Source organism: Cupriavidus sp. TMH.W2, from assembly GCF_050847365.1.
Lineage (GTDB): Bacteria > Pseudomonadota > Gammaproteobacteria > Burkholderiales > Burkholderiaceae > Cupriavidus.
This window is the reverse complement of sequence record NZ_CP193792.1, coordinates 3,807,557-3,834,119: the sequence shown is the minus strand read 5'-3', so window position 1 is coordinate 3,834,119 and position 26,563 is coordinate 3,807,557. Positions and strand designations below refer to the sequence as shown.

Annotated in this window: 27 protein-coding genes; 18 read left to right on the top strand and 9 right to left on the bottom strand. The window is 67.7% G+C overall.

All coding sequences use genetic code 11. From position 1 onward, the window contains the following. Positions 1-816: 816 nt before the first annotated feature. The 12 genes from rpmH to ACREYQ_RS17560 all read left to right on the top strand — a co-directional run bounded on the left by rpmH (position 817) and on the right by ACREYQ_RS17560 (position 9,863). Positions 817-951, top strand: coding sequence for a 50S ribosomal protein L34 (rpmH, locus tag ACREYQ_RS17615; protein WP_008650850.1), 135 nt, complete (start codon positions 817-819; stop codon positions 949-951). Between the two features lie 133 nt (positions 952-1,084). Further along, positions 1,085-1,525 (top strand): ribonuclease P protein component, encoded by a 441-nt coding sequence (rnpA, locus tag ACREYQ_RS17610; RefSeq protein ID WP_432260441.1) that lies wholly within the window; start codon positions 1,085-1,087, stop codon positions 1,523-1,525. 10 nt (positions 1,526-1,535) lie between these two features. After that, positions 1,536-1,847 carry a membrane protein insertion efficiency factor YidD gene (yidD, locus tag ACREYQ_RS17605; RefSeq protein WP_432258781.1) on the top strand — a complete coding sequence of 104 codons (312 nt, stop codon included), beginning with the start codon at positions 1,536-1,538 and terminating at the stop codon, positions 1,845-1,847. 21 nt (positions 1,848-1,868) lie between these two features. Next, positions 1,869-3,539 carry a membrane protein insertase YidC gene (yidC, locus tag ACREYQ_RS17600; RefSeq protein WP_432258780.1) on the top strand — a complete coding sequence of 557 codons (1,671 nt, stop codon included), beginning with the start codon at positions 1,869-1,871 and terminating at the stop codon, positions 3,537-3,539. A gap of 347 nt (positions 3,540-3,886) precedes the next feature. Continuing rightward, positions 3,887-4,657, top strand: coding sequence for a trans-aconitate 2-methyltransferase (gene tam / locus ACREYQ_RS17595; RefSeq protein WP_432258779.1), 771 nt, complete (start codon positions 3,887-3,889; stop codon positions 4,655-4,657). A 171-nt stretch (positions 4,658-4,828) separates the two neighbouring features. Then, on the top strand, positions 4,829-5,647 hold the full coding sequence (locus ACREYQ_RS17590) for a CHAD domain-containing protein (protein WP_432258778.1): 819 nt from the start codon (positions 4,829-4,831) through the stop codon (positions 5,645-5,647). 71 nt (positions 5,648-5,718) lie between these two features. Continuing rightward, a complete protein-coding gene (gene mnmE, locus ACREYQ_RS17585; RefSeq protein WP_432258777.1) occupies positions 5,719-7,146 on the top strand; it encodes a tRNA uridine-5-carboxymethylaminomethyl(34) synthesis GTPase MnmE in 1,428 nt (475 codons plus the stop codon). Positions 7,147-7,302: 156 nt separating this feature from the next. Continuing rightward, positions 7,303-8,172: a DNA damage-inducible protein D gene (dinD, locus tag ACREYQ_RS17580; RefSeq protein ID WP_432258776.1), complete on the top strand. Its 870-nt coding sequence runs from the start codon at positions 7,303-7,305 to the stop codon at positions 8,170-8,172. Continuing rightward, complete coding sequence (locus ACREYQ_RS17575) at positions 8,141-8,308, top strand: hypothetical protein (protein WP_432260450.1); 168 nt, start codon at positions 8,141-8,143, stop codon at positions 8,306-8,308. Before dinD ends, ACREYQ_RS17575 begins: the two co-directional genes overlap by 32 nt. Positions 8,309-8,349: 41 nt before the next feature. Next, positions 8,350-8,931, top strand: a complete 582-nt coding sequence (locus tag ACREYQ_RS17570) for an OB-fold putative lipoprotein (RefSeq protein WP_432258775.1) — start codon at positions 8,350-8,352, stop codon at positions 8,929-8,931. A 31-nt stretch (positions 8,932-8,962) separates the two neighbouring features. Beyond that, on the top strand, positions 8,963-9,154 hold the full coding sequence (locus ACREYQ_RS17565) for a hypothetical protein (protein ID WP_432258774.1): 192 nt from the start codon (positions 8,963-8,965) through the stop codon (positions 9,152-9,154). 142 nt (positions 9,155-9,296) lie between these two features. After that, positions 9,297-9,863 carry an Sbal_3080 family lipoprotein gene (locus ACREYQ_RS17560; RefSeq protein ID WP_432258773.1) on the top strand — a complete coding sequence of 189 codons (567 nt, stop codon included), beginning with the start codon at positions 9,297-9,299 and terminating at the stop codon, positions 9,861-9,863. 191 nt (positions 9,864-10,054) lie between these two features. On the opposite strand, the gene ACREYQ_RS17555 is transcribed toward ACREYQ_RS17560, so the two are convergent. The 3 genes from ACREYQ_RS17555 to ACREYQ_RS17545 all read right to left on the bottom strand — a co-directional run bounded on the left by ACREYQ_RS17555 (position 10,055) and on the right by ACREYQ_RS17545 (position 13,330). After that, positions 10,055-11,029 carry a M14 family metallopeptidase gene (locus tag ACREYQ_RS17555; RefSeq protein WP_432258772.1) on the bottom strand — a complete coding sequence of 325 codons (975 nt, stop codon included), beginning with the start codon at positions 11,027-11,029 and terminating at the stop codon, positions 10,055-10,057. Between the two features lie 263 nt (positions 11,030-11,292). Continuing rightward, positions 11,293-12,261, bottom strand: coding sequence for a Bug family tripartite tricarboxylate transporter substrate binding protein (locus ACREYQ_RS17550; RefSeq protein ID WP_432258771.1), 969 nt, complete (start codon positions 12,259-12,261; stop codon positions 11,293-11,295). Between the two features lie 124 nt (positions 12,262-12,385). After that, a complete protein-coding gene (locus tag ACREYQ_RS17545) occupies positions 12,386-13,330 on the bottom strand; it encodes a LysR family transcriptional regulator (RefSeq protein WP_432260440.1) in 945 nt (314 codons plus the stop codon). Between the two features lie 97 nt (positions 13,331-13,427). Here ACREYQ_RS17545 and ACREYQ_RS17540 point away from each other — a divergent pair, with 97 nt between their 5' ends. After that, positions 13,428-14,255 (top strand): MerR family transcriptional regulator, encoded by an 828-nt coding sequence (locus tag ACREYQ_RS17540; RefSeq protein ID WP_432258770.1) that lies wholly within the window; start codon positions 13,428-13,430, stop codon positions 14,253-14,255. Between the two features lie 39 nt (positions 14,256-14,294). Here the strand turns inward: ACREYQ_RS17540 and ACREYQ_RS17535 are convergent, their stop codons facing one another. The 6 genes from ACREYQ_RS17535 to ACREYQ_RS17510 all read right to left on the bottom strand — a co-directional run bounded on the left by ACREYQ_RS17535 (position 14,295) and on the right by ACREYQ_RS17510 (position 20,262). Next, entirely contained in the window at positions 14,295-14,459 is a 165-nt protein-coding gene (locus tag ACREYQ_RS17535) for a rubredoxin (RefSeq protein WP_432258769.1), read from the bottom strand. After that, positions 14,456-15,331 (bottom strand): metal-dependent hydrolase, encoded by an 876-nt coding sequence (locus ACREYQ_RS17530; RefSeq protein ID WP_432258768.1) that lies wholly within the window; start codon positions 15,329-15,331, stop codon positions 14,456-14,458. The genes ACREYQ_RS17535 and ACREYQ_RS17530 overlap by 4 nt, the downstream gene beginning before the upstream one ends. 23 nt (positions 15,332-15,354) lie before the next feature. Then, positions 15,355-16,314 carry an alpha/beta fold hydrolase gene (locus tag ACREYQ_RS17525; RefSeq protein WP_432258767.1) on the bottom strand — a complete coding sequence of 320 codons (960 nt, stop codon included), beginning with the start codon at positions 16,312-16,314 and terminating at the stop codon, positions 15,355-15,357. Then, entirely contained in the window at positions 16,311-17,201 is an 891-nt protein-coding gene (locus tag ACREYQ_RS17520; protein ID WP_432258766.1) for an SDR family NAD(P)-dependent oxidoreductase, read from the bottom strand. Before ACREYQ_RS17520 ends, ACREYQ_RS17525 begins: the two co-directional genes overlap by 4 nt. A 63-nt stretch (positions 17,202-17,264) precedes the next feature. Then, positions 17,265-18,836 (bottom strand): flavin-containing monooxygenase, encoded by a 1,572-nt coding sequence (locus ACREYQ_RS17515; protein WP_432258765.1) that lies wholly within the window; start codon positions 18,834-18,836, stop codon positions 17,265-17,267. 364 nt (positions 18,837-19,200) lie between these two features. Continuing rightward, a complete protein-coding gene (locus ACREYQ_RS17510; RefSeq protein ID WP_432258764.1) occupies positions 19,201-20,262 on the bottom strand; it encodes an AraC family transcriptional regulator in 1,062 nt (353 codons plus the stop codon). A 114-nt stretch (positions 20,263-20,376) separates the two neighbouring features. On the opposite strand from ACREYQ_RS17510, the gene ACREYQ_RS17505 reads away from it, so the two are divergent. The 5 genes from ACREYQ_RS17505 to ACREYQ_RS17485 all read left to right on the top strand — a co-directional run bounded on the left by ACREYQ_RS17505 (position 20,377) and on the right by ACREYQ_RS17485 (position 26,536). Continuing rightward, positions 20,377-20,988 (top strand): hypothetical protein, encoded by a 612-nt coding sequence (locus tag ACREYQ_RS17505; RefSeq protein WP_432258763.1) that lies wholly within the window; start codon positions 20,377-20,379, stop codon positions 20,986-20,988. A gap of 8 nt (positions 20,989-20,996) precedes the next feature. Then, on the top strand, positions 20,997-22,592 hold the full coding sequence (locus ACREYQ_RS17500) for a GMC family oxidoreductase N-terminal domain-containing protein (protein WP_432258762.1): 1,596 nt from the start codon (positions 20,997-20,999) through the stop codon (positions 22,590-22,592). Between the two features lie 268 nt (positions 22,593-22,860). Then, the gene (locus ACREYQ_RS17495; protein ID WP_432258761.1) at positions 22,861-23,835 is read left to right on the top strand and encodes a TetR/AcrR family transcriptional regulator; all 975 of its coding nucleotides are present in this window, start codon (positions 22,861-22,863) and stop codon (positions 23,833-23,835) included. A 203-nt stretch (positions 23,836-24,038) separates the two neighbouring features. Then, entirely contained in the window at positions 24,039-24,935 is an 897-nt protein-coding gene (locus tag ACREYQ_RS17490; protein ID WP_432258760.1) for a DUF1571 domain-containing protein, read from the top strand. Between the two features lie 248 nt (positions 24,936-25,183). Next, positions 25,184-26,536, top strand: coding sequence for a DUF2957 domain-containing protein (locus ACREYQ_RS17485; protein WP_432258759.1), 1,353 nt, complete (start codon positions 25,184-25,186; stop codon positions 26,534-26,536). Positions 26,537-26,563: the final 27 nt, after the last annotated feature.

The following is a 26,563-nucleotide window of genomic DNA, read 5'->3' as shown; positions in this document are numbered from 1 at the left end:
TGTTTGTTTTTTGGTAATCGTACCCGGCCGCCATTCAGCGGTTCCCCCGGCACGCCACAAGCGGCGTTTACGCCGCGCGATCCGGGCCATCCTTACCGTATTAGGAATCAATTCCGTTCGGTGAGGCCTCCGCGGCATGCCAATGCAGCAGCCAGCGAACCTTCAGGTTCGCCGCACTGGCGTGCGTTCAGTCATGCGTTGCCGCGGTGGGGGCCCGGGTTGCGCCTGCGCCACGCAGCCCGTGTAGTGTTTGGACCCGGATTGTACCCCCGCCCCTGAGTTATCCACAAAGGATAAGTCTGTGGACAACTTGTGCAAATGCAGTGGATTTGTGTGCACAACCCTTGCTGTGATGCGGCTTTCCGGGGTGTGAAAACGGGGAAAATTTCAGGTAAAACAGGGACTTCACCTGTGGATGACTGCACTGGCGGTGGCCCGGAGGGCACATACAGTTACCCACCGGGCGTTGTGGACAATGACGCACCAGGGGCCACAGAGCGGTGTAGCAATTGTGTCCTTGCACACAGACCGGCCGCTTGACAGCGTCGGAGAAAATCGGTTAAATGCCGGGTTCTGCGATGCGGCAGGGGATCACGTATGCGCATCGCCGGGTCTGGCCTGTTCGTGCCGTCCTTGCTAACAGGTTATCGACCTGCACATGCATAAACACGGCCGGCAGCAAGACAGAACCAGAATCGTCGGCAATCCCGCTGCAGTGTCTTGCCAGCGGCAGCCCCATGCGAACCATACGCGGCGGCCACGGCACCCCGGCACCGGCCGGTGTCAGGCGCGCCCAGATCAACCAGAGAGTGCAACATGAAACGTACCTACCAACCTTCCGTTACCCGCCGCAAGCGTACCCACGGCTTCCGTGTCCGCATGAAGACCCGCGGCGGCCGTGCCGTCATCAACGCACGCCGCGCCAAGGGCCGCAAGCGCCTGGCCATCTGAGGCCGGGGCGACCGGTATGACGGCGCGCACTGCGTTGCCGTCATGGCCTGACGCCTTACCTCAGGGACGGCCGGCAGCTTGCCGCAGGGCTCAGCTAGTTAGTCAGCAGTATCTCTCGCCAGCATTGCCCAGCGTGTCTGCCCATGCCTTCCCCAAAGCCGCAAGACTGACAAAGACGGATGAGTTTTCATCCGTTTTTGCTTTGCGGCCCCGGCGTCGCAGCCCGCATTTCGTGCTCTATGTACGCGCCAATGACCGGCCGGAAGGCCGCCTTGGCGTGGTGGTGGGCAAGAAGTTCGCGCCGCGCGCCGCTGAGCGCAACCTGGTGAAGCGCATGGCGCGCGAGCTGTTCCGCCAGCGCCGTGAAGCGCTGGCGGGGCGCGACGTGCTGCTGCGCCTGCAAGCCAAGTTTCCGCGCGCGGAATTTGCGACGCGTGCTGCGGTCAGACAGGCGTGCCTGGCGGAAATCACCAGCTTGCTGGAAATTGCCGCCAGGCCGCTGCCGCCACCACCGCCGACGGCAAACCCCGCACCGCCTGCGCCACCCAGCCAGGCACCGGGCCTCCCAGCCTGACCACCCCGCCATGAAGCCGATCCTGCTAGCCCTGCTGCGTATCTACAAGATCGCCCTGAGTCCTTACCTGGGCTCGCAGTGCCGCTTCGTGCCGACCTGTTCCGAGTACGCCCGCGACGCCGTCGTCCATTACGGCGCCGCGCGCGGCAGCTGGATGGCCGCCTGCCGGCTGTGCCGTTGCCATCCTTTCACACAAGGCGGGTATGATCCCGTGCCGGGCACGGAAGCTGACGACACTGCCAGGCCGGACACCCACGCGGGCCGTTCCGTCCATGCCGCCGCAGGCCATGCGCCTGTGGCGATCCGTCTGCCCAGACCCTGATTTCTCCGACCACAGCCAGACATGGATATCAAACGCACCATCCTCTGGGTCATCTTCTCGATGTCCCTCGTGCTGCTCTACGACAACTGGCAGCGCTCCCAAGGCCATGCGTCGATGTTCTTCCCGAGCACGACGCAACAGCAGGGCGCTTCGGCGCCGGGCGCCAGCGGCGCTGCCGCGCAGGGCGACGTGCCCAAGGCCAACGTGCCGGCAGGCGCAGCGGGTACCGCTGCCCCGGCCGCGCCGCAGGCCGCGGCCCAGCCCACCGGCGAGAAGATCGTGGTGACCACCGACGAGGTGCGCGCCGAGATCGACACCGCCGGCGGCATCCTGTCGCGCCTGGAGCTGCTCAACGAGCACGAGAAGGACGGCAAGCCGGTGGTGCTGTTCGAACGCGACACCACCCGCACGTATATGGCCCGATCGGGCCTGATCGGCGGCGACCTGCCCAACCACACCACGGTGTTCACCGCGGCCCCGGGCCCGCGCTCGCTGGACGGCGCCGACAAGCTGGAAGTCACGCTGACCGCCGACAAGAACGGCGTGAAGTTTGTGAAGACCTACATCTTCCACAAGGGCAGCTATGTGGTGGACACGCGCTTTGCCGTGACCAACGAAGGTGCCGCGCCGGTCTCGCCGACGCTGTACCTGGAACTGGCGCGTGACGGCAGCAAGGTCGAGCAGTCGCAGTTCTACAGCACCTTCACCGGCCCGGCCATCTACACCGACGCCGACAAGTACCACAAGATCACCTTCGACGACATCGGCAAGGGCAAGGCCAGCGTGCCGGCCGCAAGCAGCAGCGGCTGGGTGGCCATGGTGCAGCACTACTTTGCCTCGGCCTGGATTCCCCAGTCCGGCAAGGAGCACAGCTTCTACGTCGAGAAGATCGATGCCAACCTGTTCCGCGTGGGCATTCAGCAACCGCTGGGCCAGATCGCCCCGGGCGCGACCGTGACGACCGACGCACGCCTGTTTGCCGGTCCGCAGGAAGAGCGCATGCTCGAGAAGATCACCCCGGGCCTGGAACTGGTGAAGGACTACGGCTGGCTGACCATCCTGGCCAAGCCGCTGTTCTGGCTGCTGGAAAAACTGCACGGCTTCCTGAACAACTGGGGCTGGTCGATCATCGCGCTGACGGTGCTGATCAAGCTGGTGTTCTTCCCGCTGTCGGCGGCAAGCTACAAGTCCATGGGCAAGATGAAGGACCTGCAGCCGCGCATGACGTCGATCCGCGAGCGCCACAAGGGCGATCCGCAGAAGATGAACCAGGAGATGATGGCGCTGTACAAGACCGAGAAGGTCAACCCGCTCGGCGGCTGCCTGCCCATCGTGATCCAGATCCCGGTGTTCATTGCGCTGTACTGGGTGCTGCTGTCGTCGGTGGAAATGCGCGGCGCGCCGTGGCTGGGCTGGATCCATGACCTGTCGGTGCCGGATCCGTTCTACATCCTGCCGGTCGTGATGGCCGCATCGATGTTCGTGCAGACCAGGCTGAACCCGACCCCGCCGGACCCGGTCCAGGCCAAGGTCATGATGATCATGCCGCTGGTGTTCTCGTTCATGTTCTTCTTCTTCCCGGCCGGCCTGGTGCTGTACTGGGTGGTGAACAACATCCTGTCGATCGCCCAGCAATGGCAGATCAACCGCATGCTCGGCAAGGGCAAGGCGGGAGCGGTGGCGAAGAGCTGAAGCTGTTGCAGGATGCGGTAAGTGAAAAGCCCGGCAGAGATGCCGGGCTTTTTGTTTGGTGCGCGCTGATGGTTTTCTCTCCTACCCCAGTAGCCGTTTGCCAAGAAAATAGACCCCACTCCGTCATTCCCGCGCAGGCGGGAATCCAGCGACTTTGAGAAGCGCTAGTGCTTCAAAGACACTGGGTCCCCGCCTTCGCGGGGACGACGTGTCGGTTCTTGGGAGCAAGTCAGCATGGCCAGCGTGCATCGGTCTCACCCGCAAGCGGGCGAGGAGTGCCTCGTTCACGCGGCATTGCCTGCGGCAGGCGTATCCTACTGGCCTGTCCCAAAAGTCAGGAGATCCCCATGAGCTGGTCTTCCCGCCAATACGTCGCCTTTGAAGACGAACGCACCCGCCCGGTCCGCGACCTGGTGGCTGCCATCCCCAATGAGATCGTGCGCAGCGCGGTGGATATCGGCTGCGGGCCGGGCAACTCGACCGAGGTGCTGCTGGCGCGCTATGCGGGGGCGTCGGTGACCGGGATGGACAGCTCGCAGGACATGATCGACGCGGCGCGCAAGCGCCTGCCCGACGTGCAGTTCCGCGTGGCCGACATCGGCGCCTGGGACGAGGCCGGTCCCTATGACGTGATCCTGGCCAATGCCGTGCTGCAGTGGCTGCCTGATCATGCCAACCTGTTCCCGGCACTGGTGTCGAAGCTCTCCACTGGCGGCACGCTGGCCGTGCAGATGCCGGACAACCTGGAAGAACCCGCGCACCGGCTGATGCGCCAGGTGGCGGCGGAAGGCCCGTGGGCCGGCAAGCTCGCGGGTGCCAGCAAGGCCCGCGCCGAGCGTGCCCCGGCGCGCTGGTACTACGAGCTGCTGCGCCCGCTGTGCCAGCGCGTGGACGTTTGGCTGACCACGTACCACCATCCGCTGGCCGGCGGCCCGGCCGCAGTGGTGGAGTGGTTCAAGGGCAGCGGCCTGCGCCCTTTCCTGCAGCCGCTGGATGACGCCGAGCGCGCCGCCTACCTGACCTGCTACGAGGCCGGGATTGCCAGGGCGTACCCGGCGCTGCCGGACGGATCGGTGCTGCTGCCGTTCCCGCGCCTGTTCATCGTGGCGACGCGCTAAACGCGCCGCCGGTCAAGCGGGCATGTGGCAGACCGCCTCGATGTTGTGCCTGTCATGGGTGGGCGCCTTTAGCGAGTGGCTTGCGCGTCGCCTGGCCGCGCAAGCGCGTGCCGTCACCTACACTGAAAGCATCCGCGTCCCGCCTACGCGCCTGACCGCATGCAGCCCGCCATGACCGTCGACGCCCATCCCCCCACACTGCACCGCAAGACGCGGCCGGCTGCTGCCTTTGCCGCGCTGATACAGGCCAGCCTGGCGCGCATCGAAGCATGCCTGGACCAGTTGCTGCACCGCGACGAGCCCGAAGACCTGCACGCGCTGCGCGTGGCGGTGCGCCATGCGCGCGCGGTGCTCTGGGCCCTGGGGCCGTCGTTGCCGCGGCAGGAGCGCGACCGCTGGCAGCAAGACCTGCGCATGCTGGCGCGCGCCACCAGCGCGGTCCGCGACTGGGACGTATTCCTGGCCGAAACCATCGCCCCGGCATGCAAGCTGGAACCGGACGACACCGTGCTGGCGGCCATCGGCGACACGGCGCGTGAGCGCCGCACTGCGGCCCGTGACGCCATGCTCGCGGCCCTGGCCCGCTACCGCGACTGGCCGCTGCCCGCGCTGCATCGGGACCTGGCGCACCTGGCCCATCTTGCCACCCGCGCCCGCAAGGACGGCGGCCGCCTCGGACCCTTTGCCCGCAAGCGCGTGCGCCGTGGCCGCAAGCAGCTGCGCGCGCTGACCAAGGTTGCGCGCCATGGCGATGCCCGCGCGGTGCACAAGCAACGCATCGCCGGCAAGCGGCTGCGCTATGTGATTGAAGCATTCGAGCCGGTGCTGCCGTCGCGCTATACCAGGCGCCTGCATCGCAAGCTGGTCAAAGGCCAGACCAAGCTCGGAAGCTTTGTCGACGGCATCGTCGCGCGCCGGCTGATGGCCGATTGCCTGGACGCGCAGGCAATGCCGGATGAAGCGCCGCCGCCGCTGCCCGGCGCCACCTGACCACCCGCCCGCCATGGCGGCCTGCCCACCGTGTGCCACGCCAACTGCACCCGATCTGCGACAATACCGCCATGACTGCACCCCAGGTTCCCATTGCCGCCATCGCCACCGCGCCCGGACGCGGCGGCATTGGCGTGGTGCGCGTGTCGGGCCCCGATGTCGGCCCCGTGATGCGCGCCGTCTGCGGCCAGGCACTGAAGCCGCGCCACGCGACTTACCTGCCGTTCCTCGATGGCCATGGCAAGGTCATCGACCACGGCCTGGCGCTGTATTTCCCGGCGCCCAATTCCTATACCGGCGAGGAAGTGCTGGAGTTGCAGGGCCACGGCGGCCCGGTGGTGATGCAGATGCTGCTGACGCGCTGCCTGCAGGCCGGCGACGGCCTCGGCCTGCGCCTGGCCGAGCCCGGCGAGTTCACGCGGCGCGCCTTCCTTAACGACAAGCTCGACCTGGCCCAGGCCGAGGCCGTGGCCGACCTGATCGAAGCCAGCACCGAAGCCGCGGCGCGCTCGGCCGCGCGCTCGATGGAAGGCGAGTTCTCCAACGCCATCCGCAAGCTTGTGGATAAAGTTATCCACCTGCGCATGCTGGTGGAAGCCACGCTCGACTTCCCCGAGGAAGAGATCGACTTCCTGGAGCAGTCCGACGCGCGCGGCCAACTCGCCACCATCCGCAACGAACTGGGCGCGGTACTGGCGCAGGCGCGCCAGGGCGCCCTGCTGCGCGAGGGCCTGTCGGTAGTACTGGCGGGCCAGCCCAACGTGGGCAAGTCATCGCTGCTGAACGCACTGGCCGGCGCTGAGCTGGCCATCGTCACGCCGATTGCCGGCACCACGCGCGACCGCGTGCGCGAGACCATCCAGATCGACGGCATCCCGCTGCATATCATCGACACCGCCGGCCTGCGCGAGCACGCCGCCGACGAAGTCGAGCGCATCGGCATCGAACGCACCTGGGACGCCATCCGCCGCGCCGACATCGTGCTGCACCTGGTCGACGCCACCGACTACCTGCGCCACGGCCTGTCCGAGACCGACGACGCCATCGACGACCAGCTCAGCGGCCAGCTGCCGCCGGGCTCGCCGATCGTGCGCATCGTCAACAAGATCGACAAGGCGCCGGCGGTGGGGGATGTCGTGTTCGGCGGCAACCGGCCGCACGTGGTCGCGGCCAATGGGCCAAATCCGACAGAGATCTGGATCTCGGCACGCACCGGTGCCGGCATCGAACTGCTGCGCCGCGAACTGCTGCGCCTGGTCGGCTGGCAGTCTGGCAACGAGGGCACCTTCCTGGCCCGCGAGCGCCACCTCACGGCGCTGCGCCAGGCGCAATCGCATCTCGACGTTGCCGCCGAGCAGGCCGCGCAACAGGCACAGGCACTGGATCTCTTTGCCGAGGAGCTGCGGCTGGCGCAGGAACACCTGAACAGCATCACCGGCGACTTCACCAGTGATGATTTGCTGGGGACGATTTTTACGCGGTTTTGTATTGGGAAGTAGCAGTTCCCGCGCCTCTGCAAGAGATGCCTAGGGGGCCTGCGTGTCGCGCCCCGGTGCAGCGTGGTCGCCCGCGCGAACGAGCTTTGCCACTGTATATTCATACAGTAGAATGACCCTGGAACACTGAGGGACACCCAACATTTCCGGGGAGATCACATGGCTGATGATCGAGTGGCGGCACAGCACCACCAGACCTTCGAAAGCATTCGGCACGAAGATGAGCTCGGCCGCGAATTCTGGCTTGCAAGACAGCTGGCTGGAGTGCTCGAATATTCACAATATCGCCACTTTGTTCCTGTCATAGACCGCGCAAGGGAGGCTTGCCGCAACAGTGGCCAGGCGGCAGACAACCATTTTGAGGACGTCCTCACAATGGTCGAGATCGGTTCCGGCGCGCGCCGCGAAATTGAGGATTGCCGACTCTCCCGCTACGCCTGCTACCTGATCGTGCAGAACGGGGACCCATCCAAGCCCGTGATCGCCAACGGTCAAACGTACTTCGCGCTCCAGACAAGGCGGCAAGAGCTAGCCGATGAAGCCCGCTTCAGAACCCTCACCGAGGATGAGCGTCGCTTGATGCTGCGGGGGGAAATGACTGAACACAACAAAGCCCTGACAGCAGCGGCAAAGAACGCAGGCGTCGAGACCACATTGGACTATACGGTTTTTCAGGACCACGGCTACAAAGGGCTCTATGGCGGGCTGGGTGCAAAGGACATCCACGCTACCAAAGGCCTGAAGAAGAGCCAGAAGATCCTGGACCATATGGGCAGCACCGAGCTGGCTGCCAACTTGTTCCGTGCGACGCAGACGGAAGAGAAGCTGCGACGGGAAAGCGTTCAGGGCAAGAAGCAGGCAAACCAGACCCACTATGAGGTTGGTGCGAAGGTACGGCAAACTATCGCCGACCTTGGCGGCACCATGCCAGAGAAGCTTCCCACGCCGCAAAAAAGCATCAAGCAGATCGAGCGTGAACAGCGTCAGCTGCAAAACGATGCAGACAAGTCCACACCTGACGACTTCTGACCCAAGGGAAGCCGGCGCTTTGCAGCCGGCCACGCGCGAACGGGCCGCCACGCTGGGCCGCGCGATCGCCGCCGAGCGCGGCGTGGACAATGCCGTGGCCGCGATTGAGCGCTTTTGCGGCAGGCAGGGGGCATAATCCGGTTCCGCCTTCCGCTTTCACAGACGCAGGACCTCCTGATGATGAACCGTACCCAGCAAATCCTGATTGCCATCGTCGCCGTGGCTGTCCTTGGCATGTTGTGGTTTGCCGGCAATGACCGCCGCGACGATGTCGGCGGTGCCACGCCCGACGCACAGGCTGAAGCACAGGCCGCGGCCAGCGCGGTGCCTGCCAGCGACGTGCGCGGCGTGCCGCGCAACGGCACGCTGGACCCGGTCAGTATCGACCCGGAGCGCCCCGCGGACCGCCTGCCGCAACTCCAGGCCGACGCGCTGCTGAATGAATACCGCGACAACCCCAGGGGAGCCAACACCCGCTACCTGGGCCAGTACCTGATCGTCGAAGGCGTCGCCAGCGGCATCCGGCGCGAAGGTGACCAGGTCTATGTCGATATCCGCACCAACGATCCCGGCGTAAGCGTGCGCGCGCTGCTGCTGCAACGCCAGATCTGCGGCCCGGCAGGGCGGGTGTGTGAAGTGGAAGCCCGCGCCACCATGGTGCGCCGCGGCCAGAAGGTGGCGGTGGAATGCAATGGGGCAGGGCTGGCGGATGGCTCGCCGCTGCTGCGCGACTGCCTGCTGCGCGGCGGCGCCAACTGATCGCGCTGGTCCAGGAATCCGGAGTCTTTCCATGCAATCCGTACTGTCCGTCCTTGCCATCCTGATCATGGTGGGCACCATCGTCGGCCTGGTCTCGCCGGCCTGGCTCAGCCAGACGCTGTTTGGCGGCAAACCCGTTACGCGCGTGCAGGTGGCAGTGATCGGGGTCTGCCTTGCCGGGCTGTGCCTGGTCCTGGTGGGCCGGCTGGCGCAGGGCGGCTGAGGCGCCACCCCTTCATGCAGAAGCGGCGGATTTGCGCTTCTGTTTGGACGATTGGATCGGCGTGCCGGCACCTACAGTGTGAAGGTATGCGGTAACCACTGCGCCTTGCATGGCACGCCGCCCCAGCCATCCAGGACATCCCATGAACAAAGCTCTGCTGGCCGCCGGCCTTGGCCTGCTGCTCACCGGCTGCTCGACCTACCAGGCCGTGACGCCGGTCGACCGGCCTGACCGCAACGATCCCCTTGTCGCGTTCCAGGTGCCGGCCGGCGGCGGTCCGCTGGGCAACTACGGCGCCAATGGCACGCTGCTGTGCGTGGTGGTGAACCCGGTCACCGGCAATGACTTTGTCGAGAGCTTCCTCGCGTCGCTGCGGCGGCGCAATTTCGAGGTGAAGGTGCTGCAGGCGCAGGCCTCCCCCGGGGCGTGCCCGATGGTGGCGCTGTACACGGCGCGCGGCGCCTGGTACTGGACCTCTTACCTGAACAGCGCGGACATCACCGTGTTCCGCAACGGCGACCGTGTCGGCAAGGCGATCTACGACGCCAACCGCAGTGCGGGCGGGCTGAACCTGAGTAACTTCGTGCAGCCGTCGTCCAAGCTGGATGAACTGGTCGAACAGCTGTTCCCCGGCATGCTGCCGCCGCCTCCGCCGCCGGCGGGGACGCAGGCTAGTCCGGCGGCGCAAGGCGCGACACCTGCGGCCTGAGCGGGGGCGTGGCAACTTTTCTGAACCCTGCGGTTTGCTCCCCTGCCGCTTGCGGGAGCGGGGCAGGGGGTGAGGGCAGGCACTGGCAGACCGACACGCCATACTTCGTCGATACCCCCGCCCTCACCCCAACCCTCTCCCGCAAGCGGGAGAGGGAGCACACACGCGGTAGATCGGAGCGCCTCGCCGGGTCAGCGTTCCAGCCGGCCCAGGCGCACCACGGTCACGCCCGGGCGCAACTGGCGCAGCGACGGCATCACCAGCACGCAATCCGGATACGGCGTCACCACTGGCTCGCCGTCGCGCCAGCCGATTACGGTCCCGGCCTCGGTAAAGGTCTCCAGCCCGGTGTAGGGACCGGCAAAGCGGAAGTCCATGCTGGTGGCCACCACCGGCTCGGTCACGCGTACCACGCGCTGCGTGGCGGGCAGCGGCTGCAGCCAGCCGGCGGGCAGGTCGGCTTCATCCACGATGCCGGCATGCAGCAGGAAGCGCGCGGTGCTGTCCTGCGCCACAGTCACGGCGCTGGGCTCCCAGTGCTGGCCGCACTCGATCAGCAGCGCGTTGCGCGGGCTGGCGGCATCGCCAAAGCCATCGTAGTCGCGCATGCGGCGGCCTTCGGGGTGGCCTTCGTCGACGATCACATCGGCCGGCGCGCCCAGCGCGCGTGACAGTGCAATGCCCTTGTCCAGCGGGCCGGAGACGATCAGCGGCCGGCTTTTCTCATGCATGGAATGCAGGTCCAGCAGCAGGTCGACGGTGTCGATCACCGGGCGCATGGCGCGCGCGCGGCGCAACTCCGATGAATCCAGGCTGGTGTCGTCCAGCACCCTGGCGGTCCATACGCGGTTGAAGTCCTGGTCGACGAAGCGCGAGGCGTCGGGCCTGGCGGCATCGAAGCGGTGATAAGCATCGACGTTGGCAAAGGCCAGCGTCAGGCGGCCACGGCGCGGGCGCAGGCCATGATCCAGCAGCGCCTTGACGGCGATGGCGCCGCAGACCTCGTTGCCGTGGGTCAGCGCGTTGACCATCACGTGCGGGCCGGGCTGGCCGCTGTCGAAGGTGAACAGGTAGGGGATGCCGGTGTTGCCGGCGGCGTAGGGGCGGATGTCGGGGAAGGCGACATCGACCGGGTAGGCGTCGATCGGTGCGGTGGGCTGGGTCATGGGAATCGGTGCGTTCAGGGTGCCTGGCGGGTCGAGTGCCTGCCGGGTCAAGGTTTGAGATTGGCATTATTGAGGGCAGCGGTACTGCCAGCGCCCGCCCTCACCCCCGCCCCTCTCCCGCAGGCGGGACGGGCGCAAACCGGCAGATTAAGGAAGGCTTCAGCCTTTGCCATTGCCGATTGCGGTCTCCCCTCTCCCGCGCGCGGGAGAGGGGCGGGGGTGAGGGTGAGGGTATGCAAGAGCGATATCGCCCGCCACCTCACTTACTCATGAATCCCAGCCGTCTGCACGATGGTGCGATAGCGCCCCGTCTCGCGCTTGATAAAGCTGCCGAACTGCGCCGGGTTGGCAGGCGCCACTTCCACGCCGGCTTCTGCCAGCTTCTTCTTCACATCCGGCATCGCCAGCACGGCCTGCATCTCGGTGTTCAGGCGATCCACCACCGGTTGCGGCAACCTGGCCGGGCCCATCAGGCCGAACCACACGCCCATGTCGACGCCCTTGAGCGCCGGGGTCTCGGCCAGCGCGGGCACGTTCGGCGCTACCGGCGAGCGCTTGGCATTGGTCACGCCGTATGCCTGCACGCGGCCGGCCTGGATATGCGGCAGCGCCGACGACAGCACCATCACCGCCAGGTCGATCTGGCCGCCGAGCAGGTCGGTGGCCATGGCCGAGGCGCCCTTGTACGGCACGTGCGTGATATTGACCTTGCCCTGCTGCTTGATCAGCTCGCCGGCCAGGTTCAGCGGCGTGCCCACGCCCGACGAGGCATAGGCCAGCTTGCCCGGCTGGGCCTTGGCCAACGTAATCAGCTCGGCCGCATTTTTGGCCGGCAGGCCGGTCTTGCCGACCAGCACCATCGGCTGGGTGCCGACGAAGGTCACCGGGGCCAGGTCCTTCTCGCCGTCGTAGCGCACGGCGGGGTTGGTCAGGCGGGCGATCGACACTTCACTGCCGGAACCCATCAGCAGGGTGTAGCCGTCCGCGTCTGCCTTGACCACCTTGGACGCGCCGATGGTGCCGCCGGCGCCGCCCAGGTTTTCGATCACCACGCTCTGGCCCAGGCGCTTGCCCAGTTCCGGGGCGATGGTGCGGGCCACCAGGTCGACGCTGCCGCCGGCGGTGTAGCCCACCACCAGCGTGATCGGCTTGGTGGGCCAGGTGGAAGCGAGGGCGCCGGCGGAAGCGGCAAGGAAGAGTGCGGCAGCGGCCGCGCGCAGGGTGGTCTTCATGGTCTTGGCTCTGGGGGTCCCGGAATCATGGTTGTGGACCGATGGTAGAGAGCGCGGAGCCGGCCCGGCGTGCAGCTTTGGCAAGGGGGGTTGCCGATTCGGCAATGGTGCGGCCGAAGGCGAATCAGCGCGGTGCCTGCACCGCCGCCTGCCAGAATGCCTCGGCCAGCGGCCGCATCGGCGCGCGCGGGCGGTACAGCCGGATATCGAGCGCCAGGTCGCCGCCATCGTCGCCCCGTGCGGCGCTGATGGCACGCACCAGCCGGCCCGCGTGCAGGTCATCGGCAATCAGCCGCGCCGGCAGCCAGGCCAGGCCCATGCGCTGGCGCACCATCTCGTGCACCGACTCGGCAAAGTCGCTGACCGCGATCACGTCCAGCCGCGCTGCCAGCTTGCGGCGCGCGATCTCCTGGTTGACCATGCGGCCCAGCGTCAGGGTCTCGGCGTAGGCGATCATCGGCACGGGCTTTGCAGCCGCCCTGGCAGTGGCCAGCCGGTGCAGCGGCGCGCCGCGCGCATCGGCGGCGCTGACGCACACCAGCCGCTCCACGCCGGCCAGGTGGAACTGGTAGCGCGCGTCGTCCAGCATCACCGGCAGGTCCGGCGGGCTGTAGCAGAGCAGGAAATCGGCATCGCCCTCGGCGAACATCGCCAGTGCATCGTGCATCGGGAAGGTCGACAGGCGCGTGCGGAAGCTGGCCGCGGCGGGGTCGTGCCGCAGTGCCTCGCGCAGGCCCGCCAGCCAGGCCGGCACCATCGAGCGCGCCAGGGTCTTGCCGGTGGCGATGGTGACCGTGCTGGCGTCGGCGCGGTGCGCGGCGCGCAGCGCCAGGCGGGTTTCATCCAGCGTGCGCAGGGCGCTCTGCGCGGCTTCCAGGAACTGGCGGCCTTCGGCGGTCAGCCGCACCGGGAAGGCGCTGCGGTCGATCAGCGGGGCGCCGGCCCAGACCTCCAGCGCCTGCATGCGCCGGCCAAAGGCGGGCGGGGTCACGTTGCGCAGCTCGGCGGCGCGCGCCAGGCTGCCGGCCTGGGCCAGGCAGACGAAGTCTTCGAGCCAGCGGATATGCATGGAGGTGGACAATTGAGGGTAGGGCGGCAATGCCCTCATTATCGGCAAAACCAGGCGCCACCTTTGCCTGCCGCATTCCTCGGTTAGAATTTTTCGCATGACACTGACCCGGCGCCGCCACCCCTCGTCCCCGACCAGCCAGGCATCGGACACCACGCCGCCCAGCCCGGAATACACCATCGACGAGCTGGCGCGCGTGGCCGGCACCACGGTGCGCAACGTGCGCTCCTACCAGGACCGCGGCCTGATCGACCCGCCGCAGCGGCGCGGGCGCGTGGGCATCTACACGCAGGCGCACCTGGGCCGGCTCAAGCTGATCCACCACCTGCTGGCGCGCGGCTATACGCTGGCCAATATCACCGAGCTGCTCAAGGCGATTGTCGAAGGGCACGACCTGCGCTCGATCCTGGGGCTGGAGACAGCCATCAGCAGCCCGTGGACCAATGAGACGCCGCGGCACTATTCCTACCTGGCGCTGGCACGGCTGTTCGGCCGCGCGATCTCGCGCCCGGCGCTGGCCAAGGCGATCTCATTAGGGCTGCTGGAACCGGACGGCCTGGGCTATCTTGCGCGCAGCCCGCGCGCGCTGGCCGCGGGCGCGGAGATCGCCCAGGCGGGCTTTGCGCTGGAAGACGTGCTGGAGATCATCGCGCAGTCGCGCGGGCATTTCCAGGCGGTATCGGACCATATCGTCGCCACCGTGGTGCGCGAGCTGGACCGCTTTGGCGAGGGCAAGCTGCCGCCGCCGCAGGACGTGCCGCGGCTGGTGGACATCCTGTGGCGCATCCGCCCGCTGGCGCTGGTGATGGCGGAAACAGAGATGATGCGGGCGCTGGAGATCTCGGCCAACAAGTACCTGGGGGACCGGGTGGCGGCGATCATCGAGCATTTGCATGATGAGGAGGGTGGGGGCGCCAAGCCGTAACGGCCGGCGCCTCAGCCCTTTTCCAGCACCACCGCCCGCCTATAGCGCAACCATGTCGAAATCCGCTTTCGCCATGCCGCAGTCCGGGCAGTTCCACTCCGGCGGGACCGCGCCCCACGGTGTGCCGGGCGCGATGCCGTGCTCGGGCATGCCGAGCGCTTCTTCATAAACGAATCCACAGATACGGCACTGCCAGATGGTCATGCCGCCCCCCGCAGCGAAGGCGCACGGGTGGAGACGCCGGCGGCGCGCGCGGTGTCCTCGATCTCCTGGACCAGCGGCGCGATGCGCGCCAGCTCGGCGCGGTTGTCGTCGTCCCATGGATGGAAGCCGGGGCGGAAGTAGCTGAGCCACTCCGGGATCATCTTGGGCAGCACGCCGGGCGAAGCCCACAGGAAGCGCAGCACGCCGCCAAACCCGGTCAGCTTGTTGCGGCAGCCCTTGTCGCCCATCACCAGCGCGATGTGGAACACGAACACCATGGCCCAGAACGTCACCGTGGTGGTCAGCATGGTGAAAGTGCGCAGGAAGTAGCGGTACGGGCCGGGCTTCATCACCGTGTTCCAGACATCGTAGGCCACGGCCTTGTGCTCGGTTTCCTCCAGCGCGTGCCAGGTCCACACCTGCCGGTAGCCGGTCTCCGAGGCCGCGCCCATGTGGCGCTGATCCCGCAGCAGACCGTCGGCCAGCATCGCCGTGTAGTGCTCCAGCGCGATGGTGTGGGCCAGCTGCCACGACTTGGGCAGGATCTTGCGCAGCACGTCCAGCAGCTTCCACACCGCGCGGTCCAGCGCCGCGGCGGGCAGGCCGGCGTCTTCCATCAGCCGGTTGTAGAGGATGTGCTCGCGCGTGTGCATCGCTTCCTGGCCGATAAAGCCGGCGATGGCACGGCTCAGCTCCGGGTCCTTCACCTGGTCGCGGTAGTTGCGCACGCTGTCCATGAAGAAGCGCTCCCCGCCCGGGAAGAAGATCGACAGCGCGTTGATGAAATGGGTGACGTGACGGCCCCGTTCGTGCCAGTCGCTGATGCGTTCTGGCGGCAGGTGGGGATGCACGTCGCGGCGGACTGGCATCATGGCGGTCTCCTTGGGTGGCAGGCTCATTGAGCTAAAAAGGGCAGCAGGTCTGCGGCCACGCGTTGCGGGTCTTCTTCCATCGGCACGTGGCCAAGCCCCGCGTAGCGGCGCAGCTGCGCGCCGGGGATACGCTCGGCGAAGGCCTGTGCGTGCGCGGGCGGGATCCAGCGGTCGCGCTCGCCCCACAGCACCAGCGTGGGCGCGCGCACGCTGCCGAGCAGGTGGGTGCCCAGCTGGGCAAAGTCGAGCCTGGGCACCATCTTGCCGACGGCCTCGCGGCTGCCTTCGGCATAGAAGAAGTCCACATAGCGGCGGAAGGTGGATTCCGGCACGCGCGAGGCATCGCCATAGACGTCGCGCGTGGCGGCGCGGATGATGAACTCGGGCAGCATCCACGGCGCCGACCAGCGCACCGGCGCATGGCGGAACAGGTCGATATAGATCGGCAGCCGCATCGGAAAGCCGGCGGCGTCGATCAGCACCAGCTTGTCGACCGCATTGGGCCGGCGCACCGCCAGGTCCCATGCAATCAGCCCGCCCAGCGAATTGCCGATGATGCTGGCGCGGCGCACGTTCACCGCGGCCAGGAAGGCGTCGATGAAATCGCGGTAGCGGTGCACGTCCATGGTCTCGATGCGCCCGCGCGCATCGCGCAGCGGGCCGGTCAGCCCGAACGGGGCGATGTCCAGCCGCAGCACGCGATAGCGCTGCGCCAGCGCCGGCACGATCCCTTCCCATGTATGCAGCGACGCGCCGAAGCCGTGGATCAGCACCAGCGTTTCGCCGTCAGGGGGACCTTCGTCGGTGTAGTGCACCATCGCACCGAGCACGCGCACCCAGCGCGAGGCCGGCAGCGCGTGGCGCTGCGCCAGCGTGGCGCGCGACAGGCTGAACAGCCCCACGCGGCCCTGCCCGAACCAGCGCGTGAGCGCGCCCGGTGGCGCCAGCAGCGCCGCATCGTGTTCGATCGCCAGCCGGTTCACGGGCGCTCTCCCTGGCCCACCGGGGCCGGTGCCGCGGCGGGGCCGAGATCGCGCTTGCGGCGCGTCTCGCGCACCACCAGCGACTGATAGGCGGCGGGCAGGAGCCGCGCCATGGCATCGGCGGCGTAGGCATCCGGCCCGATCAGCACGCGCCGGCGGTTGCGGCGCACGCCTTCCAGGATCACGCGCGCGGCCTTGTCGGGCGAGGTGATGAAGAATTTCTCGAACTCATCCTTGCCGTGCTGCGCGTCGCGTACCAGGAAGCCGTTGACGCTGGCCGACACGCGGCTGGCCTGCGCGATATTGGTCTTGATGCCGCCGGGGTGCACGGTGGTGGCCGACACGCCGCAGTCCATCAGGTCCAGCTCCTGCCGCAGCGATTCGGTGAAGCCGCGCACCGCGTACTTGCTGGCGTTGTAGGCGCCCATGCCGGGCTGGGCGAAGATGCCGAAGATGCTCGACGTATTGACCACGTGACCGTCGCCGCTGGCCTTCAGGTACGGCAGGAAGGCCTTGGTGCCATACACCACGCCCCAGAAGTTGATGCCGATGATCCATTCCAGGTCGTCGTAGCTCATGCCCTCGACGGTGCTGGACAGCGCCACGCCGGCGTTGTTGAAGATCAGGTTGACGCGGCCATGCGCCTCGGCGGACGCGGCAGCCCACGCATGGACCGCGGCGCGGTCGGCCACATCCACGGTGTGCTGCGTGATGCGGGCATGCGGCGCCGCGGCCATGGCCTGGGCCACGGTCTGCGCCAGCCCGGCCTCGTTGCGGTCAGACAGCGCCAGGTGGCAGCCTTCGCGGGCCAGCGCCACCGCCAGCGCGCGGCCGATGCCCGAGCCGGCGCCGGTGATCGCGGCAACCTTGTTGCGGAAGTCCTTCATGTCCGGTCTCCTTCCGGTGTGGTGTCGTTCTTTTGGTTGGGAATCGGGGGAAATGCGCGTGCGTCAGGCACCGGCGGCCGTGGCGATGTCCGGCGACGGCTGCATCGCGGCCTCCTCGGGCAACGCGTGCCGCACCGGGTACAGGTCGTAGTCGGTCATGCGGAAGCTCGCGGTGGCGCGGCGGAACTGCCAGGTGAAGCCCGGCCACAGTGTGGTGTTGCGGCCGCTGCGCGGGTCGATGTACCAGCTGGCGCAGCCGCCGGCGGACCAGATGGCATGGCCCAGGCGGGCCTGCAGTTGTTCATTGAAACGGCGCTGCACCGGCTCGCGCACGTCCACCGCCTGCACGCCTTCGCGGCGCATCTGCTGCAGGGCGTCGACGATGTAGGCCACCTGCGATTCGATCATGAACACCATCGAGCTGTGGCCCAGGCCGGTGTTGGGGCCGACCACGAAGAACAGGTTGGGAAAGCCCGCTACCGTGGTGCCCAGGTAGGCCTGCGCGCCGTCGCGCCAGGCATCGACCAGGTCCACGCCGTCGATGCCCGAGATCACGCCGCGCGGCAGCGGGTCGGTGGCATGGAAGCCGGTGCCCAGGATGATGCAGTCCGCCGGCCGGCGCGTGCCGTCGCGCAGCACCACCGCGTCGCGCTCCACGCGGGCGATGCCGCTGGTGACCACGTCCACGTTGTCGCGCGTGAGCGCCGGGTAGTAGTCGTTGGAGATCAGCACGCGCTTGCAGCCGATGGTGTAGTCCGGCGTCAGCGTTGCGCGCAGCGCGGGGTCGCGTACCTGTCTGGCCAGATGGCGGCGCGCGACGCGTTCCACCACCTTCATGATCTTCGGATGCAGCACGAAGCCCAGCACGCGCGATTCCAGCATCCAGTAGATGCCGGTGCGCACCAGTGTCTGCGTGAACGGCAGGCGGCGGAACAGCCAGCGCTCGGTCGCGCTGACCTCGCGGTCCGGCTTGGGCATGATCCACGGCGGGGTGCGCTGGTACAGGTCCAGTTGCGCCACCTGGGGCGCGATCTGCGGCACGAACTGGATCGCGCTGGCGCCGGTGCCGATCACGGCGACGCGCTTGCCGGCGAGCGCATACCCGTGGTTCCAGTGCTGCGAGTGGAAGCACTCGCCTTCGAACGAATCCAGCCCGGGGATATTGGGGTAGGAAGGCCGGCTCAGCCCGCCCATGCCGGATACCAGCACGCGCGCCCGCACCACCTTGCCGTCGGCCATCTCCAGCCGCCACACCTGAGCGGCCTCGTCCCAGGCGGCATGGCGCAGTTCATGGTGCAGCCGCAGGTGCGGGCGCAGGCCGAAGCGGTCGGTGCAGCCTTCCAGGTAGGCGCGGATCTCCGGCTGGGTCGAGAACATGCGCGACCAGTCCGGGTTCGGGGCGAACGAAAAGGAATACAGGTGCGACTGCACATCGCAGGCGCAGCCCGGGTAGTGATTGTCGCGCCAGGTGCCGCCGACCGAGCCGGCCTTCTCGAAGATCAGGAAATTGCGCTCGCCGCGCTCGCGCAGCCGAATCGCCATGCCAAGGCCGGCAAAGCCACTGCCGATGATGGCAATGTCGGTGTGCTCAGGGGCAGGGGATGCCTGTTGCGGCAGCTCCGCGGGTGCATTCATGGGCGCTCCTCACCGTTATTACAGTGTTTATTGTGACATTGATGGATGTCATCGTAGGAAGCGCGGCGCGGGTGGTCAATGCCGTGAGTTGAAGGATGATTCTAATTTTTGGGATTTTCCAGCGGCGCCTGGCGCACATAAAACGAGGCGAAGCCACCCTATAGGCGCTTGTGCCGTGGGATTCAGTTGTGCGTTTGAAACCGGGAAGTTTTTTTCAGGCTTCGCGGATCACGAAGGCGTGGAAACACCACCGTCATTCCCGCGCAGGCGGGAATCCAGCGTCCTTTGAAGTGCCAGCGACGTTTGAAGTCACTGGGTTCCCGCCTGCGCGGGAACGACGATGGTTAGCCAAGGGACATAGGCGCTACGCCGTCCGCCCCCTGCGCCGCCAGCCATGCGGCGTTTCACCGGTCCAGCGCTTGAAGGCGTGGGTGAAGGCGCTCTGCTCGGAATAGCCCAGCCGCATCGCGCACTGCGCGAGACTGATGCCGGGATCGGCAAGGTACTGCTCCGCCAGTGCGCGCCGCACGTTATCCACAAGCTGTGAATAACTGATGCCCTGCGCCTGCAGCCGCCGCTGCAGGGTGCGCACCGGCAGGCTCAGGTGCGTGGCGACGTCGGCAATGGGCAATTCGCCCTGCTGCAGCCGCCCGCTGATATAGGCACGCGCCTGCGCCAGCGCGTCGGCGCCCACCGGCACGATCTGCTGCAGCTGGGTGTCGGCAATGCGCGTCATCTGCGCCTGCATGCCCGCGTCGGCCTGCAGCGACGGCAGGTCCAGCAAGGCCCGCTCGATATGCATGGCATGGCGCCCGGCGTTGAACACCACGGGGCAGCCAAACACCTCGGCATGCAGTCGGGTGTCCGCTGGCGCGGAGTGCGGGAATTCCACCTGCGTGGCCACGTGCTGCGCACCGATCAGCCAGCGCGCGAATACCACCCAGGTCGCCATATGCAGTTCATGCGCGTGGCGCGTCAGCGGGCCATGCCGCGCTTCCCAGGTCATGCAGGCGGCCTGCGGCGTTTCGATCAGGCGGGTGCCGCCGATATCGTTGGCCAGGACTTCATAGCGGATGCCTTGCAGGATGGCGTCGCGCACGGTGGGCGTGGTCAGCACCACGTAGCCCATCTCGGCATAGTGGCGCGGCGCGAAGGCGGCGCCGGCGCGCAGGCCGACGTTGGGATCGCCGGTGACCTGTTCCAGCCAGTCGAGCAGGGCCAGGTAGGCAGCACCGGGAAGGCGCGTGGCGGTCTGCGCGCCGGTGACGTGCAGCAGCTCGGGCGGCACGCCGACGGCGCGCAGCTGTTCGGCCGGGGCAATGCCCTGGCGCGCGCCGTGGTCGAGCACGGCGCCGAGGTAGGCAAGCGAGACGGTGCCCGCTTGCGTACCACTGGCACCGCCATCAGGCAGGTTGGCGCGTGGCATCAAATCACCTGTCATGCGGGATCAAGACCGGGCCCCGATCTTTATCCAAACTCCGGGTAGCGTCAATGCGGGCCAGCCCCGCCTGAAACCAAGAGACCGACGCATGGAGACAATATGCCCCCCGATCATCCACACCGCCTTGCGGGTGCAGATGCTGATGCCGATGCGCTGCACGCGCTGACGCGGCGCGGCTTCCTCAAAGTCGGCATCGGCTTCTCGGCCGCGCTGGCCTGTACCGCGCTGGTGCCGTCGCTGGCCGGCTGCTCGCCGGCCGATCCCGCGCCGCAGGCCGGCATGAAGTGGCTGCGCCCCGAAGACGTGGCGATGTTCCGCGCGCTGCTGCCGGCCATCGTCACCGAGCTGGCCGAGGCCCCGCCGCCACGGCGCGCATCGCTGGAGCAGGACGCGCTGCGCAATATCGACACCACCTGCGCCGCGATGGGCGCGGGCGCGCAGGCCGAGGTGCGCAAGCTGTTCGGCCTGCTTGCCAGCATGCCGCTGCGCTGGGCGCTGACCGGCATCCGCCACGACTGGAGCGCAGCCACGCCGGCGCAGGTGCAGGCCTTCCTGGCGCGCTGGCGCGCCAGCCGCGTGGCCACGCTCAATGCCGGCGCGCTGGTACTGGTCAAGCTCACCAGCGTGGGCTACTACGTGCTGCCGGCCGCGTGGGCCGGCAGCGGTTATCCCGGCCCCAACGCGGCCGTCTACCAGGCGCTGCACGCCTGATCCCCGACATGGCCATCGACAATCTCTACGACGCCGGCATCGCCGCCGGCTGGAAGATACTGGACGCCGCCGCCTTCACCACCACGCGCACGCTGGATGCCGACGTGGTCATCGTCGGCAGCGGCGCGGGCGGCGGCATCAGCGCCGAGGCGCTCAGCCGCGCGGGCCTGCGCGTGGTGCTGCTGGAAGAAGGGGCGCTGCGCACCTCGGACAGCTTCCGCGACATGGACGAGCAGCGCGCCTATCGCGAGCTGTATCAGGAGGCCGCGGCGCGCACCACGGCCGACGGCGCCATCGCCATCCTGCAGGGGCGCTCGGTCGGCGGCAGCACCACGGTCAACTGGTCGTCGAGCTTCCGCACGCCGCCGCAGACGCTGGCGCACTGGGCCACGCATCATGCCGTCACCGGCCACAGCGAGGCCGACATGGCCCCATGGTTCCAGAAAGTGGAAGAACGCCTGGGCATCGCGCCATGGGCGATGGCGCCCAATCCCAACAACGACGTGCTCAGGCGCGGCTGCACAACGCTGGGCTGGGAATGGCACGTGATCCCGCGCAACGTGAAGGGCTGCTGGAACTCGGGCTATTGCGGGCTGGGCTGCCCGGTCAATGCCAAGCAGTCGATGCTGGTATCGACCATCCCCGCCGCGCTGGCCAGCGGCGCGACGCTGGTGCACCGCGTGCGCGTGCGCACGCTGGACCATGACGGCAAGCAAGTGCGGTCGGTCACCGGCGAGGCACTGGGCGCGGACGGCTATACGCCCACGGGCGTCGGCGTGATCGTGCGCGCCAAACACGTGATCGCCGCCGGCGGTGCCATCAACACACCGGCGCTGCTGCTGCGCTCGCGCGTGCCGGACCCGCATGAGCGGCTGGGATTGCGCACATTTATCCATCCGGTGAATATCAGCATCGCAAAAATGCAGAACCGCATTGATCCCTATTATGGCGCGCCGCAGTCGATCGCCTCCGACCACTTCCAGTGGAAGGACGGCGCGACCGGGCCGATGGGGTACAAGCTGGAGGTGCCGCCGCTGTTCCCCGGCATCAGCGCGGGCGTGGTCAACGGCGTGGGCGAGGCGCTACGCCGCGACATGGCGCAGCTGCCGCACACCAATGCCATGCTGGCGCTGCTGCGCGATGGCTTCGTGCCGGAAAGCGTGGGCGGGCGCGTGCGGCTGGCGGCCGACGGCAGCCCGTTGCTGGACTATGCGATGACGGACTACGCCTGGGACGGCGTGCGCCGCGCGTGGCTGAGCATGGCGCAGGCGCAGTTCGCCGCCGGCGCCGAGCGCGTGCGGCCCGCGCACCTGGATGCCGCCGAGTACCGCAGCTGGCCGCAGGCGCGCGACGCCATCGCGCAACTGCCGCTCAAGCCGTTCCGCACCGCGCTGTTCACCGCGCACCTGATGGGCGGCAGCGGCATGAGCGACGATCCGCGCGGCGGCGTGGTGGACAGCCACGGCGCTCACCACCAGCTGGCCAACCTGTCGGTGTTCGATGGCTCGGTGTTCCCGACCAGCATAGGGGCGAACCCCCAATTGTCGGTGTTTGCGCTGACGGCGCAGAATGCGGATGCGCTGGCCCGGCGCCTCACGTCATGATGGATTGGCCGCGCAAGCCCGCAATGTCCGCCATTGCAGGCATTCGGCGAAGCGCCTCAATGCAGGACGCGGCCGACATTGTTGCGCGATTCCCCACATCACTGGCGCAATTAGAATATCCACTCCAATTCAGGTCTTGTGAAACGCTCGAAGCACTGGATAGGCTTCGTACAGTTGTTTCAAGCATCCGTATGCCGTCAGAGCAGGGAGCGGAACAGCGTAGCAAATTGCTAAGGGGTTTACGGCAGCAAAGAAGAGAGACGCCCCCATGAAGACCGGCAAGAGCTCGGCAGGAGACACCAAGGCCCGGATTCTCGACGCCACGGAAAAGCTGTTCACCGAGGTCGGCTACGAAGCCACCTCGCTCAGGCAGGTCACGTCGCGCGCCATCGTCAATCTGGCCGCCGTGAACTACCACTTCCGCAGCAAAGACATCATGATGCACGCCGTGCTGAGCCGGCGGCTGGATCCGCTCAACGCGCGGCGCCTGGCGCTGCTCGATGCGTGCGAAGCCCGCTGGCCCGGCAACAGCATCCGCTGCGAGCACGTGATGGGCGCGCTGTTCGTGCCCGCGCTGCAGATGGCACGCGACCCCTCGGTGGGCGGGCCATCGTTCCTGCGGCTGCTCGGGCGCGTGTATTCGGATACCTCGCCCTTTATCCAGCAATATCTGCTGGAACACTACGCGCCGATGTACGGCCGCTTCTTCGATGCCTTTTCGCGCGCCATTCCGGCGCTGCCGCGGCATGAGCTCGGCTGGCGCCTGCAGTTTGCGCTCAAGGCGCTGGCCGGCGTGCTGGCCGGCGAAGAACTCGCCAGCCTGCTGCCCGTGTTCACGCAAGGCCGGCAGATGAGCGATGCGCACGTGCTGGCCCAGCTCACCGCCATGGTAGAAGCCGTGCTGAACGTGGCGCAACCCGGCGCGGACGAGTTCTCGGCCCTGCAGTCGGTGTTCGACCTCGGCGAGCAGCAGCAGGCCGAGCAACGCGCCAGCGGGCTGGCCGCGGTGCAAACCGCCGACGACCTGAGTGCCAGTTGCGCCGCGATGGCGGCAACGCGGGGCGACCCGGCCAGCCATACCGCCGCCACGCTCGACAAGGCCCGCATCAGCGCGCGTACCGTGCGCAATGCGGGCACCAAACGCGCCGCCGTGACCAGCGTACCGGTCCGCGCGCGCGAGCACACCGTGAGCTTCCCCAGCAATCCGCTGGATGACTGGATGCGAATGCGCACCAGGACATAGCGGCGCGCGCCGCGCCCGGCTACCGCCGGACGGCGCCACCGCCCTCACGCAAACCTGAACTGACGATCCACCCAGCGAGGCCACGCACAGGCCCCGCGGACCCCGTGCGCCCGGTCGGAATTCCCGCGGGCGCGGCGGTGGCCCCGTTCGTCCCTGCGCTGCCGCGCTCCGCCGCTGGCGGACACCTTGAGGAGGAAGCTGCCATGTCGATCCAACCGCTGTATCTCGCCGCCGTCACCGGCGCCGTCATCGGCCTGCTGGCCGCGCCACTGGCCATGCCACCCGTGGCCATCGCCCAGCCGGCCACAACCACTGCCGCCGCGGGCACGGGCTATGACGGCCTCCCATCGGCACAACAATCCGCGCTGTTCTCGCGCCAGGTCGCCAGCGGCGAACTCGCGCGACTGTCCGACGAGCAGGTGCTGGCCGTGTTCCAGGCGCTGCAGCCCGATGCACTGCTGAAATGGGCACGCGCCGAGATGAACCGCTATCCCGAGTACGAGTACTGGATGTCGCGCCAGGAACGGCTCAACAACCAGTGGCAGGACCAGCCCGCGAAGATGCAGATCCGCTACCGCCATCAACCGCGCCAGCTCTATGCGAAATGGCTGTCCGGCGGTGCGCAGTCGGGACAGGAAATCCTCTATGACGAGACCCGCCGCAAGGACGAGATGTACGGCCACCTGGGCGGCGTGCTGGGGTTCACCTCGATGTGGATCGCACTGGACGGCACGCTGGCGCGTTCGCAGTCCAACCACACCGTGCGCGACCTGGGCTTCCAGTTCGTGCTGTCGATGCTGGAGCGCGATGCCAGGTCCCTGCGCGCCGCCGGGCTGTCCGAGAAATACAGCAAGGCCGAGATCGTGCAGGAGCAGGGCGTGCGCATGGTGGCGCTGACCTGGGACCTGCCGGCCGGCGCGCCGCAGTACTACGCCAAGAAGGTGCAGCTGATGCTGGACCTGAAGCATCCATATATCCGCGTGGAAACCGCATGGGATGCCGACGGCAACATGGTCGAGAAGATCGTGTTCGACAAGCTGGTGCGCAAGACCTTCGAGGCCTCTGCGTTTGATCCGGCCAACCCTGACTATCGCTTCTGAAATACGGCAAAGCGGCGCGCACCGTGCGTTTGAATCGCTGGCCGCGCCGCTTGCCGCGCAGTCCGAGCCAGGCCCGCAATCCACGGCCACACGCGGCACGCACGGCAGGTTCGTCTGTTTGGAACGGCCGCTCTATTGACGCAAAAACACGCGAGCGGCGAGAGTCGCCGCACCCGGGAGGGATCCGGACACAGAGCCGGACGACAGATCCGGAACCAGGGGTCGCCAGAAAAGTCAGGAGACAGGCCATGACCATGTCGATGCTTCGACGCAGCACTTTCGTTTTGACAGGGGTGAGTCTTGCCGCGGCGCTGACCGGCTGCGGTGGCGGCGGCGATGCAGAGGCGCCGCGCGCCAGCACGCAGGCACCGCCGCAATGCGCGGACACCGGCACCTGCCCCGCGCAGGGGCCGGTGACCATCGGCGGCCCGCCCGGATCCTTGTGCCCGGCGGCGCTGGACTACAGCACCACCTTCACCGGCGGCTCCGGCGCGGGCGAGCTGGTGAAGCTGCGCTTCGACACCGCGGCCCGCACCTACCAGCTGGAGATCATCGAGTCGCCGGTGCCCAAGCAACCCGGCAGCGTCAGCCCGACGCGCGCGGGCGTGACCTTCACCGGCACCTTCGCCAACCTGACCTCGCTGCCCACCGCCGAGCAGAACCGCTGCGCGGTCGCGCTGCAGACGGCCACGGCCTCGGACGGCACTTCGCAGGCCAATATCGACAAGGCAAAGCCGCCGGTGATCTTCCTGGGCAACGGCGTCGCCGGCGGCGGCATCCCGGGTGCCACCATCTCCTATCCGGGCGTGCTCGGACTGGGCGCGATCCCGGCCACCACGTTCCCGTTCTACCCGGTGCTGGCCTTCGCGCAGACCGAGACCGACTTCACCAAAGTGGCCGGCAGCTACAACCTGCTGGGCTACCACCAGGTGCCGTCCGGCGGCTCGCTGACTGCGTCGAGCCACTTCACGCCCGCCACTGCGCAGACCACCGAGACACTGAATGCCGATGGCAGCTGCACGGCAGCCGCCGGCAGCTGCCTCAGCACCGGCAACAGCTGGAAGCTGCGCAGTGCCGACGGCGCCTTCGAAAGCAGCAATGCCGACGGCAGCCGCCGCTACCCGTCGTTCCAGAGCCAGGCCATCACCAGCAACAACGCCAGCCGCGCCAAGGGACTGATGGTGGTGGGCAAGCTCAATGGCGCGCTGGTGCCGTTGCTGGTGCGCACCGGCTACGCGCAGATCTCGCTGCTGCCGCTGACGGTCAATGTCGACGATGAATCGGGGCTGGCATTGATGGCGCCGGCCAGGGCGGTGGCCAGCGGCCAGCTTGACGGCGGCTATATCGGCTCGGGCAGCGACTTTGCCTACACGGCATCGCTGATCAAGGGCGCGCGCGTGGACCTGCTCGATCCGATGACGATGCACCAGACCGGCGGCTTCCAGCTCGACTTCACGCAGACCGCGCCGGGCATGGTGGCCACCACCGACAACAGCGGCACCACCGGCGCGCTGATCGCGAGCGGCCGCGTGTTCAGCCACCTGTCCGGCACCGGCGGCGCCAGCCCGACCTTCCGCGTCGGCGTGCTGGCGGCACCCTGAACACACCACAGACAAATAACACCGAGG

Excerpts from the sequence above, each read along its gene's own strand:
- rpmH (WP_008650850.1), top strand. The coding sequence starts at position 817 with ATGAAACGTACCTACCAACCTTCCGTTACCCGCCGCAAGCGTACCCAC.
- yidD (WP_432258781.1), top strand. The coding sequence starts at position 1,536 with ATGAAGCCGATCCTGCTAGCCCTGCTGCGTATCTACAAGATCGCCCTG.
- yidC (WP_432258780.1), top strand. The coding sequence starts at position 1,869 with ATGGATATCAAACGCACCATCCTCTGGGTCATCTTCTCGATGTCCCTC.
- tam (WP_432258779.1), top strand. The coding sequence starts at position 3,887 with ATGAGCTGGTCTTCCCGCCAATACGTCGCCTTTGAAGACGAACGCACC.
- ACREYQ_RS17590 (WP_432258778.1), top strand. The coding sequence starts at position 4,829 with ATGACCGTCGACGCCCATCCCCCCACACTGCACCGCAAGACGCGGCCG.
- mnmE (WP_432258777.1), top strand. The coding sequence starts at position 5,719 with ATGACTGCACCCCAGGTTCCCATTGCCGCCATCGCCACCGCGCCCGGA.
- dinD (WP_432258776.1), top strand. The coding sequence starts at position 7,303 with ATGGCTGATGATCGAGTGGCGGCACAGCACCACCAGACCTTCGAAAGC.
- ACREYQ_RS17575 (WP_432260450.1), top strand. The coding sequence starts at position 8,141 with ATGCAGACAAGTCCACACCTGACGACTTCTGACCCAAGGGAAGCCGGC.
- ACREYQ_RS17570 (WP_432258775.1), top strand. The coding sequence starts at position 8,350 with ATGATGAACCGTACCCAGCAAATCCTGATTGCCATCGTCGCCGTGGCT.
- ACREYQ_RS17565 (WP_432258774.1), top strand. The coding sequence starts at position 8,963 with ATGCAATCCGTACTGTCCGTCCTTGCCATCCTGATCATGGTGGGCACC.
- ACREYQ_RS17560 (WP_432258773.1), top strand. The coding sequence starts at position 9,297 with ATGAACAAAGCTCTGCTGGCCGCCGGCCTTGGCCTGCTGCTCACCGGC.
- ACREYQ_RS17555 (WP_432258772.1), bottom strand. The coding sequence starts at position 11,029 with ATGACCCAGCCCACCGCACCGATCGACGCCTACCCGGTCGATGTCGCC.
- ACREYQ_RS17550 (WP_432258771.1), bottom strand. The coding sequence starts at position 12,261 with ATGAAGACCACCCTGCGCGCGGCCGCTGCCGCACTCTTCCTTGCCGCT.
- ACREYQ_RS17545 (WP_432260440.1), bottom strand. The coding sequence starts at position 13,330 with ATGCATATCCGCTGGCTCGAAGACTTCGTCTGCCTGGCCCAGGCCGGC.
- ACREYQ_RS17540 (WP_432258770.1), top strand. The coding sequence starts at position 13,428 with ATGACACTGACCCGGCGCCGCCACCCCTCGTCCCCGACCAGCCAGGCA.
- ACREYQ_RS17535 (WP_432258769.1), bottom strand. The coding sequence starts at position 14,459 with ATGACCATCTGGCAGTGCCGTATCTGTGGATTCGTTTATGAAGAAGCG.
- ACREYQ_RS17530 (WP_432258768.1), bottom strand. The coding sequence starts at position 15,331 with ATGATGCCAGTCCGCCGCGACGTGCATCCCCACCTGCCGCCAGAACGC.
- ACREYQ_RS17520 (WP_432258766.1), bottom strand. The coding sequence starts at position 17,201 with ATGAAGGACTTCCGCAACAAGGTTGCCGCGATCACCGGCGCCGGCTCG.
- ACREYQ_RS17515 (WP_432258765.1), bottom strand. The coding sequence starts at position 18,836 with ATGAATGCACCCGCGGAGCTGCCGCAACAGGCATCCCCTGCCCCTGAG.
- ACREYQ_RS17510 (WP_432258764.1), bottom strand. The coding sequence starts at position 20,262 with ATGCCACGCGCCAACCTGCCTGATGGCGGTGCCAGTGGTACGCAAGCG.
- ACREYQ_RS17505 (WP_432258763.1), top strand. The coding sequence starts at position 20,377 with ATGCCCCCCGATCATCCACACCGCCTTGCGGGTGCAGATGCTGATGCC.
- ACREYQ_RS17500 (WP_432258762.1), top strand. The coding sequence starts at position 20,997 with ATGGCCATCGACAATCTCTACGACGCCGGCATCGCCGCCGGCTGGAAG.
- ACREYQ_RS17495 (WP_432258761.1), top strand. The coding sequence starts at position 22,861 with ATGAAGACCGGCAAGAGCTCGGCAGGAGACACCAAGGCCCGGATTCTC.
- ACREYQ_RS17490 (WP_432258760.1), top strand. The coding sequence starts at position 24,039 with ATGTCGATCCAACCGCTGTATCTCGCCGCCGTCACCGGCGCCGTCATC.
- ACREYQ_RS17485 (WP_432258759.1), top strand. The coding sequence starts at position 25,184 with ATGACCATGTCGATGCTTCGACGCAGCACTTTCGTTTTGACAGGGGTG.